The sequence below is a fragment of the Achromobacter sp. Marseille-Q0513 genome, from assembly GCF_018195695.1.
Taxonomy (GTDB): Bacteria; Pseudomonadota; Gammaproteobacteria; order Burkholderiales; family Burkholderiaceae_B; genus Achromobacter.
The window spans coordinates 21,082-30,031 of sequence record NZ_JAGTJY010000062.1; the positions used below are offsets into that span (position 1 = coordinate 21,082).

Consider the following 8,950-nt stretch of genomic DNA (forward strand, 5'->3'; position numbering starts at 1 on the left):
GGAGTCTGAGATGAAAGCCAAGCTCATGCAGTTCTGGAATGACGACGCCGGCATCACGGCGCTGGAGTATGGCCTGATCGCCGGGCTGGTCGCGGTCGCGCTGATCGCGTCGGTGGGCTTGTTCACCGGCAGTCTTCAGAGCATGTACCAGGCGCTCAAGGCGAAGCTCGACGCGGCCCAGGGCACCTGAGGCCCTCGGGAACAAGCCCGGCGCGCGCCGCGGACGGTCCCGGTTCCGGGGCCGCCCGCGGACTGCCGCGGCGGTGTCCGCGATGCACGAATTGGAGGGGCGGCGTCCGTTCGGACGGACGCGCTGCGGTCGTATCGGTAACCGTTGGAAGGTCGTGCCTTGTATCCAGGGGAAGCGCTGTGGTGGCTGTTGTTCGCATGCTGGAATCTGGTGTTGATCCACGCCGATCTGCGCCATCGCCGCGTTCCCAACACGCTCATCGTCGCGGGATTCGCGGGGCAGCTGCTTTGGCTGCTGGCCGCCTGGCTGGTTCCTGGCTGGATGCCTCCGCCGCGTTGGGCCGGCTGGGGCATGGCGCTGGCAGGCTTTTTCTGCGCCTTTCTGTTCCTGCCTGTTTGGGCGCGGCGCAAGATGGGCGCGGGCGATGTCAAGGCCATCGCCATACTCGGCCTGCTGCTGGGCTTCGCACCGCTGGTGGTGACGCTGGTGGGGGCGAGCCTGCTGGCGGGCCTGCATGCGCTGGCCTATCTGCAGATCAACCGCTATTGGGCGCTGGCCGACCGCTGGAAGCAGATTCCCTATGGCGCGTATCTGGGCGTCGCCGCGCTCAGCGTGGTGTTTATTCCCTTGAATTCGGTCTGGTATTCGTGGTGTTTTTCCTGGTGTTCTACGGGATCCTGACCTATTCCCTGGTGTTCGCCGCACAGCATTCCATCACGCTGGCCGCACAGGACGGCGCGCGCAAGGTGCTGCAATGGCAGGCCGGCACGCCGTCGCTGACGGCCCGCGCCAATGCCGGCCGCGACACCGCGCTGGCCCTGGCCAACTGGGTCAGCACGATGTCCTCCGCGCCGGTCAAGGTGGCGGTCTGCGGCAGCACCGGCACGCTCAGCAGCGCCGGCGGCGGCGCCTGCAGCGGCATGACGCTGGCCAAGGACCAGATCGAAGTGACGGTGTCCTATGCCTATGGCGCGCACCCGCTGATCCCCGCCTTCCCGTTCCTGCAGGATGCGCTGATGTCCGCATCCAGCGTGCTCACCGCGCGGGCCACCGTGTATCTCGGCAACACCATGGACGGAGATACCTGAGCCATGCGGCCCGCGATGAAGCCCACCCCTGATCGCCATGGCGCATGCCGCGGGCAGCGCGGCATCGCCGCACTGGAGTTCTCGCTGACCTTGACGATGCTGCTGATGTTCATCTGCGCCGTGGTCGGCTATGGCGTGCTGTTCTGGATGCAGCAGCAGCTGGCGGCGGCGGCCAACGAAGGCGCCCGCGCCGCCGTGTTTGCGCGCTTCTCGGGCGCGCCCGACGTGAACGGCGCGGCCTGCACGGCGGCGATGGGCGTGTTCTCGACCGGCTCAGCAGTGGGCTGCGCCATTACCAGCGCGCCTTGCGCCTGGAGCGGCGCGGGCGGACAGACCGCCAACTGCGCCACGATCTCCATGACCTACAACACCCAGTCCTGGCCGGTGCTGGCCACCATGCAGGCGCTCATCGCCATGCTGCCCGGCACGAACAAGGACTGGATTCCGTCCAGATTGTCTTCCAAGGCGACCGTGCAAATCTCACAAGGGACACCATGAGCAGCTTGAGCAAGATCATCGCGGGCGTGTTGTTGGTGGCTGGGCTCGTGCTGGCTTTCGTGGCCTGGCGCCTGGCGTCGGCGCCGTCCTCGCCGCCGCAGCCGGCCGCGCCCGTCGCGGCCAGCGCGCCGGCGCCGCAGGAGCCGGTCAAGTTCTATCCCGTGGTGGTGGCGGCCAAGGCGATCCCGGCCGGCACGCGCATCGCGCCGGACATGCTGGAAGTGGCGAAGTGGCAGGTGGCCCTGTCGGGCGGCTTTCCGGCGGCCGACCTGCTCACCGGCGCGATCGTGCGCACCGACGTCGCCATGGGCGATCCCATCTTGCCGTCCATGCTGGCGCATGGCATGGCCAGCCTGCTGCAACCGGGCGAACGCGCGCTGGCGGTGGCGGTGGATGAAGTGAGCGGCGGCGGCAACCGCATCCTGCCGGGCGATTTCGTCGATGTGTTCTTCATGCTGGACAAGAGCTCGGAAGTGCAGGCGGGCCAGGCGCGCCTGCTGCAATCGCAGCTGCGCGTGCTGGCCTATGGCGCGAACTCGCTGGACGGCCCGGAAGAGAAATCGCTGTTGCAACAGGGCGCGCCCGCGCAGCCGGCCAAGACGGCGGTGCTGGCGGTGCCGGTCGAGCGCGTCAGCGAGCTGATGCTGGCCAGCCGCGCCGGACGGCTGCAGCTGGCGCTGCGTCCGCTGGGCGACGCGGGCGTGCCCGATATCGCCCTGTTTCCGCAGCGCCGCGCGGCGATGCAGGCGCGCGCCGACCTGACGCCCGGACAGCGCGAGCTGCTCGACAGCGGCCCCAACAGGGCCTATGGCGGCGACACCCTGCCGCAAATGGACGGCACCACGCTGTCGCCGCGCCAGGCCGTGCGCGGGTCGGGCGGCGGCGGGCGCAGCGTGGAAATCGTCAGAGGAGACAAATCCGAGCGCGTGCGCTATTGAACCCGGCCGCCCTGTGTACAGGCCCCAGAGACTGCAACCATAATCTGACCGAGCATGATGAAGAGATATCAGTTGTCCATGGCGCAGGCGCGCCACACGCATCGCAAGAATGGGATATCGCTCCATCGGGGCCGCGCGGAGCCGGCTTTGCCGGTTCGCGGTGACGCCCTCTTCAGGGAGGCGCGCGTGGCGCCACGGGGGTGGGCTGCTCTGCGGCGCTCTGCCTTGGTGATCTGCGTGCTGGCCGCCGCGGCGACGCTGACCGGCGGTCCGGCCGCGATGGCGCAGAGCGCCGCGCCGGCGCAGGGGGCCGTGGCGCCCGCCGGCGATATCGCGGTGGCCGTCAGGGGGCAGCAGACCCTGATGCTGGGCGGCGCGCCGTCGCGCATCGCCATCGGCGATCCGGAAGTGGCCGATGTGAAGGTGTTGCCGGCGTCCGGCAAGCGCTCCGCGTCGGTGCTGGTCTATGGCAAGAAGGCCGGCACTACCCAGTTGCAGGTCTGGAGCGGCGCCAACGCCGCGCCGCAGGTCTGGAACGTGCGTGTGTCAGGCCCGGTCCAGGGCGTGATGGCCGGGCGCGGCGTGAGCGGCGGGGCCAATGTGGACATGGCCGGCGACAAGGCGGTGCTGTCCGGGCATGCCGAGTCGCAGCTGAGCCATCAGGGTTCCGTGTCGGCGGCGGCGTCGGCCGTGGGCGGCGAGAAGAACGTGGTGGACCTGTCCACCGCCGGGCCGGGCGGCGTGGTCCAGGTCGAGGTCAAGGTGGTCGAGGTGCAGCGTTCGGTGATGAAGCAGGCGGGCATCAGCTTCGCCGGCCGCAACGGCCCCTGGGGCGGCACCAGCTCGATCACGCCCGACGGCTTCACCGCGCCGCTGGGCTTCAACAAGTCCGCGCCGCTGGCCTCGGGATTCTCGCTGTTCTATGACTCGAACAACTTCAGCGCGCGCCTGCGCCTGCTGCAGGGGAACAACATGGCCCGGGTGCTGGCCGAGCCGACCCTGGTGGCCCTGAGCGGGCAGAGCGCCAGCTTCCTGGCGGGCGGCGAGCTGCCCGTGCCCGAGGCGGCCGGCCTGGGATCGGTCACGGTCGCGTTCAAGCCCTTCGGCATCGGGCTGACCGTCACGCCGACGGTGCTGTCGCGCGAGCGCATCGCGCTGAAGGTCGCGCCCGAAGCCAGCGAACTGGACTACAGCAACGGCATTCCGCTGGTCACCAGCGCCGACAACGTCACGGTGATCCCGGCGCTGCGCACGCGCCGGGCCGACACCACCATCGAACTGGGCGATGGCGAGAGCTTCGTGATCAGCGGCCTGGTGTCGCGCCAGACCAAGGCGCTGGTGAACAAGGTGCCGATGTTGGGCGATCTGCCGATCATCGGCACTTTTTTCCGCAGCGTGGACTACAAGCAGGAAGACACCGAACTGGTCATCGTGGTGACGCCCCGGCTGGTGCGCCCCATCGCGCGCGGCGTATCCCTGCCGCTGCCGGGGGGCAAGCAGGAGGTGAGCGACACCGCGTTCAACGCCTGGGGCTATTACCTGATGGGCCCGATGAGCGGGCAGCAGATGCCGGGTTTTTCACGGTGAGCGACATGAAGACACATGCCAGGGAATGGGTGGGCCTGCAGAGCGGGAACCGCTTCTTGTTTTGTTCCAAGGGCGATGGCGTGGCCGCGCAGCTGGGCCAGGCCATCGGCGACCTGGGCATGCTGACCCAGGAAGCGCCGGCCGTCGAGGACCTGGCCAAGCGCCTGGCCGAGATCGCGCCGCAGGTCGTGTTCCTGGACTTCACGCTGAGTGAGGATGAACCCGGCAAGCTGTTCCGTTCGGCCGAACTGGCGCGCTTGCTGGCGCGCATCGCGCCGGGCATTCCCAGGGTCGCGGTGGGCCTGCTCAGCCAGCCCGAAGGCGCCATCGCCGCATTGCGCGCAGGCGTCAGCGATTTCGTCGACCCCTCGGTCGCGCCGCAGGAAGTGAAGGACGTGGTGCAGCGCCTGCTGGACACGCCCGCCGCCGGCGGCGGGCGCGCCGACGGCCAGCGGCGCAGCGTGCTGCTGCTGGGCACCCGCCCGGGTGTGGGCACCAGCACGCTGGCCGTGCACCTGGCCGGCTTGGTGCAGGACCGCATGAAGCAGGCGCATGCGCTGCGCTTTGGTGCCAGCGGCGCCAAGCCGCCGAAATCCGCCGATGCCGGCGCCACGCAGCCGTTGTCCAGCCGTGTGGCGCTGCTGGACCTGGGCTGGCCGGTGGGCGATTGCCAGCTCTATCTGAACATCGGCAGCGACTTCGATTTCGCCGAGGCCGCGCGCAACCTGCGCCGCCTGGATCCGACCCTGCTGGGCTCGGCGATGGCGCACACGGCCAACGGCCTGAGCGTGCTGGCCCTGCCGCGCGACCTGGGCCAGATGCGCGATATCTCGCAATCCGATTCGCTGCTGGTGTTCGAGCGGCTGCGCCAGCATTTCGGCGTGGTGGTGGCCGACGCCGGCGGTTTCAACAATCCCGATTTCGTGGCCGGCCTGGCGCGCACCTCGCAACAGAACTGGATCGTGACCGACCAGAGCGTGGGCGCGCTGGTGTCGCTGGCCGGCCTGCTGCAGGAACTGGAGCAGCTGCACGTGGACCGGCGCAGCCTGGGCCTGATCGTCAATCGCTACGACGAGCGCTACGGCATGACCGCGCAGCAGATCGCCGAGCGTTTCCAGCTGGAACTGGTCGGCACCTTGCCCGACCGCACGCTGGCCCTGATGGTCTGCACCAACCAGGGCCGCCTGCTGCACGAAGAGGCCGAGCGCGACGTCTACGTGCGCGCCGTGCATGCGCTGGCGGAAAAACTGAACACGGAAGAAAACACGCCCGGCGGGCGCGCGAGCTGGCTGGCCACCTGGCTGCCGGGCGTGCATCGCCGCATGGTGGTGGATTGACAAGGGACGGCGGCGGAATCCGACATGATCATGACAGGCACCATAGAATTCGGCGGCGACGGCGACCGGGGCTTTTCCGCTTCGAATCGCTACCAGGAAATCAAGACGGCGGCCTACGAGCACCTGCTGTCCCGCATCGAGGAACTGGGGGCGGAATTCGGCCGCTGGGCCCGCACGGCCATCCAGGAATTCGTCGACATCGAGGTGGCCAGCTTCGTGCGCCTGCGCCGCGTGCCCATCAACGAGGGCGAGATGCGGCAGATCTCGGAGGCCCTGACCAAGGAGCTGGCCGGGCTGGGACCGCTCGAAGACCTGCTGGCCGATCCCGCGGTCGAGGACATCCTGATCAACGGCTATGACAACGTGTTCGTGTCGCGCCGGGGCGTGCTGGCGCGCGAGACGCTGCGCTTCACCGACAACCAGCACGTGCTGCGCATCGTGCGCCGCATCCTGGCGCCCATGGGCCGGCGCCTGGACGAGTCGACGCCCATGGTCGATGCGCGCCTGCCGGACGGCGGCCGCCTGAACGTGGTGATCGAGCCGCTGGCGGTGGACGGGCCGATGGTCTCGATCCGCAAGTTCCGCCAGGATCCGCTCAAGCCCGCCGACCTGCTGACGCTGGGCACCTTCGACGAAGAGATCTACCGGCTGCTCAGCGAGGCGGTGAAGCACCGCTGCAACATCCTGGTGTCCGGCGGCACCAGCTCGGGCAAGACCTCGCTGCTGAACGCGCTGGCGTTCTTCATCCCGGAAACCGAGCGCGTGGTGACGGTGGAGGACACCGCCGAACTGTCGCTGAACCATCCGCACGTCGTGCGGCTGGAGGCGCGCCAGGGCGGCTTCGATGGCAGCGGCGCGGTCACCATCCGCGAGCTGATCCGCAACAGCCTGCGCATGCGTCCGGACCGCGTGGTGGTGGGCGAGGTGCGCGGCGCAGAGGTGATGGACATGCTGCAGGCCATGAACACCGGCCATGAAGGATCCATGGCGACCATCCACGCGAACTCGCCGCGCGAATGCCTGTACCGCATCGAGATGCTGGCGGGTTTCGCCGGCTTCCAGGGCAGCGAGGACAGCCTGCGTCGCCAGATCGCCAGCGCGCTGGATTTCATCGTGCAGATCGGTCGCCTGTCCAACGGCAAGCGGCGCGTGCTGTCGGTGACCGAAGTCACGGGCATGGGCGACAACGTCATTTCGACGCAGGAACTCTATCGGCACGAATCCTTCGCCACGCCGGAGGGCGAGGAAAAGGACCGCTGGAACTGGCTGGGCATCCATCCGCACACGCCCAAGCTCGCCAAGATGCGCCACGAGGCGCGTCAGTCCGACGGCGGCGCGCCGGAACCCGAAGGCGGGGGCGGCGGGTTCTGGAGCCGGAGGCGCTGATGCAGCAAGCCCTGGTCCTGGCGGCATTGGCGCTGGTGCTGGCCGTGGCGGCCGTGCTGCTGTGGCGGCACGCCAATAGCGGCGCGCGCCGCGCCGCGAGTTCCGCCTTCCTGGAAAACCAGCTGCGGCGCGCGCGCGACGTGCCGGTCGGCGGGGCGACATTCGCCGGCGGGGGGCGCGCGGCGCGCAGCGGTTTTTCGTGGTGGGACCGGCTGTTGCTGCTGGCCGGCCTGCGACACGGCGCCGGGCTCTACCTGCGGATCTTCGCGCCCATCGTCACGGGCGCGCTGCTGGCCTGGGCATTCCTGGGCGCCTTGTCCGGCTTCGTCACGCTGCTGCTCCTGACCGTTGGCGCCTATTTCCTGCTGTGGCTGCGCGCCGACAAGCGCCAGCGCCGCATGATCTCGCAACTGCCGGCCTTCCTGGACAACATGGTCCGGCTCATCACCATCGGCAACAGCATGGCCTCGGCCTTCCAGACTGCCGCCGCCAGCGCCGACGAGCCGCTGCGCGAAGTGGTCGAGACCGCCGCCGCCCTGAGCCGCTCGGCCAAGGAGCTGGACGAGGCGCTGGCGCACGTGTCGCGCCAGTACGGCCTGAAGGAGCTGTACATGGTGGCGGCGGTGGTGTCGATCGCGCTGCGCTTCGGCGGCCGCAGCGACCAGGTGCTGGAGCGCATGGCGGCCTTCATGCGCGACGTCAGCCAGGCCCGCAGCGAGCTGTCGGCCAGCTCGGCTGAGATCCGCCTGTCGGCCTGGATCCTGGCGCTGCTGCCGCTGGGCATCGCCGGCTTCATCATCGTGGCCAACAACGATCTGTTCGTGGGACTGTGGGAAGACCCGCTGGGCTTCAAGATGCTGACCACCGCCGTGGCCATGCAGGTCGGCGGATCCTATTGGCTGTACCGCATGGCCAAATCCATCTGACGGGGGCGAGGATGCAAGCGCTGGAATCCCTGAACGCGACCCTGGTGCTGGCCATGGCGCTGACCCTGGTGGCCCTTGCCATGCTGGTCCTGGGCGTCAGCATGGTGCGCCGCCTGCGCGGCCAGGGTCGCAGCCGCCAGGTCGTCGACCAGGCGCTGGCCACCCGCAGCGGGCGGCCCAAGGCGGCCGAGCCCGACGAGCCGGGTCGCCTGGCCGCCGCGGCGCGCGCGGCGGATTCCTTCGGCAAGCGCCTGACGGAAGGACGGCTGGCCGAGGCCCTGATGGCCTCTGAGGACCGCAAGCTGGTCGATATGGCGGGCTACGCGAATCCGGTGGCGGCGCGGTCGCGCTTCGTGGCCGCGCGCTTCGTGCTGGCCATCCTGCTGCCCATCGCGGCGGTGGTGCTGGACCTGGAGAAGAATCTGATCGATTCCTCGATCGGCGTGCTGATCGCGGCCTTCCTGGGTTTCGCCGTGGGCTACATGTTGCCGAAGATCTTCGTGCGCCGGCGGCTGGCGCGCCGGCGGCGGCAGGCGGCCGACGAACTGCCGCTGCTGATCGATCTGCTGCGCCTGTTGCAGGGCGTGGGCCTGTCCATCGACCAGAGCCTGCAGGTGCTGGTCAAGGAATTCGCCCAGGTGTTGCCGGTGCTGTCCTATGAGCTGCGGCTGGCCACCGAGCTGCACGTGCGCGGACGCACGCGCGAGCAATCGCTGGCGCGGCTGGCGTCGGGCTTCGACAACGACGATATCTCGGCCATCTGCCGCTTGATCGCGCAGGTGGACCAGCATGGCGGCGCGGTGCAGGAGCCGCTGCAGCGCTTCGGCGAGCGGCTGCGCGACAAGCGCCGGCTGGACCTGAAGGAGAAAGTGGGCAAGACCACCGTCAAGATGACGGGGGTGATGATCGTGACCCTGTTGCCGGCCCTGTTGATCGTGACGGGCGGCGCGGGCTTCGTGGCGGTATTGCGCGGGCTGTCGCGCATGGGGGGGCTGTGATG

The 8,950-nt window shown here is 69.2% G+C and carries 10 protein-coding genes; all 10 read left to right on the top strand.

Going from position 1 to position 8,950, the window contains the following annotated elements:
* Nucleotides 1-10: 10 nt before the first annotated feature.
* The 10 genes from KDH83_RS14705 to KDH83_RS14750 all read left to right on the top strand — a co-directional run bounded on the left by KDH83_RS14705 (nt 11) and on the right by KDH83_RS14750 (nt 8,948).
* Nucleotides 11-190, top strand: coding sequence for a Flp family type IVb pilin (locus KDH83_RS14705; protein ID WP_103275426.1), 180 nt, complete (start codon nt 11-13; stop codon nt 188-190).
* A 189-nt stretch (nt 191-379) separates the two neighbouring features.
* Entirely contained in the window at nt 380-871 is a 492-nt protein-coding gene (locus tag KDH83_RS14710; RefSeq protein WP_349291631.1) for a prepilin peptidase, read from the top strand.
* Entirely contained in the window at nt 853-1,278 is a 426-nt protein-coding gene (locus KDH83_RS14715; RefSeq protein ID WP_349291630.1) for a pilus assembly protein, read from the top strand. Before KDH83_RS14710 ends, KDH83_RS14715 begins: the two co-directional genes overlap by 19 nt.
* Nucleotides 1,279-1,293: 15 nt before the next feature.
* Nucleotides 1,294-1,776 (top strand): TadE family protein, encoded by a 483-nt coding sequence (locus KDH83_RS14720; protein WP_212317045.1) that lies wholly within the window; start codon nt 1,294-1,296, stop codon nt 1,774-1,776.
* Nucleotides 1,773-2,714 carry a Flp pilus assembly protein CpaB gene (gene cpaB, locus KDH83_RS14725; RefSeq protein WP_212317046.1) on the top strand — a complete coding sequence of 314 codons (942 nt, stop codon included), beginning with the start codon at nt 1,773-1,775 and terminating at the stop codon, nt 2,712-2,714. Before KDH83_RS14720 ends, cpaB begins: the two co-directional genes overlap by 4 nt.
* A 279-nt stretch (nt 2,715-2,993) precedes the next feature.
* Nucleotides 2,994-4,301, top strand: a complete 1,308-nt coding sequence (locus tag KDH83_RS14730; RefSeq protein WP_212317063.1) for a type II and III secretion system protein family protein — start codon at nt 2,994-2,996, stop codon at nt 4,299-4,301.
* The gene (locus tag KDH83_RS14735) at nt 4,298-5,638 is read left to right on the top strand and encodes a pilus assembly protein CpaE (protein WP_212317048.1); all 1,341 of its coding nucleotides are present in this window, start codon (nt 4,298-4,300) and stop codon (nt 5,636-5,638) included. Before KDH83_RS14730 ends, KDH83_RS14735 begins: the two co-directional genes overlap by 4 nt.
* A 24-nt stretch (nt 5,639-5,662) precedes the next feature.
* A complete protein-coding gene (locus KDH83_RS14740; RefSeq protein ID WP_212317051.1) occupies nt 5,663-7,024 on the top strand; it encodes a CpaF family protein in 1,362 nt (453 codons plus the stop codon).
* Complete coding sequence (locus KDH83_RS14745) at nt 7,024-7,950, top strand: type II secretion system F family protein (protein WP_212317053.1); 927 nt, start codon at nt 7,024-7,026, stop codon at nt 7,948-7,950. Before KDH83_RS14740 ends, KDH83_RS14745 begins: the two co-directional genes overlap by 1 nt.
* A gap of 11 nt (nt 7,951-7,961) precedes the next feature.
* Complete coding sequence (locus KDH83_RS14750; protein WP_212317055.1) at nt 7,962-8,948, top strand: type II secretion system F family protein; 987 nt, start codon at nt 7,962-7,964, stop codon at nt 8,946-8,948.
* Nucleotides 8,949-8,950 lie beyond the last annotated feature (2 nt).

What these genes read in the sequence shown, in the direction of transcription:
- KDH83_RS14705 (WP_103275426.1), top strand. Translation starts at nt 11, where the DNA reads ATGAAAGCCAAGCTCATGCAGTTCTGGAATGACGACGCCGGCATCACG.
- KDH83_RS14720 (WP_212317045.1), top strand. Translation starts at nt 1,294, where the DNA reads ATGAAGCCCACCCCTGATCGCCATGGCGCATGCCGCGGGCAGCGCGGC.
- cpaB (WP_212317046.1), top strand. Translation starts at nt 1,773, where the DNA reads ATGAGCAGCTTGAGCAAGATCATCGCGGGCGTGTTGTTGGTGGCTGGG.
- KDH83_RS14730 (WP_212317063.1), top strand. Translation starts at nt 2,994, where the DNA reads ATGGCGCAGAGCGCCGCGCCGGCGCAGGGGGCCGTGGCGCCCGCCGGC.
- KDH83_RS14740 (WP_212317051.1), top strand. Translation starts at nt 5,663, where the DNA reads ATGATCATGACAGGCACCATAGAATTCGGCGGCGACGGCGACCGGGGC.
- KDH83_RS14745 (WP_212317053.1), top strand. Translation starts at nt 7,024, where the DNA reads ATGCAGCAAGCCCTGGTCCTGGCGGCATTGGCGCTGGTGCTGGCCGTG.
- KDH83_RS14750 (WP_212317055.1), top strand. Translation starts at nt 7,962, where the DNA reads ATGCAAGCGCTGGAATCCCTGAACGCGACCCTGGTGCTGGCCATGGCG.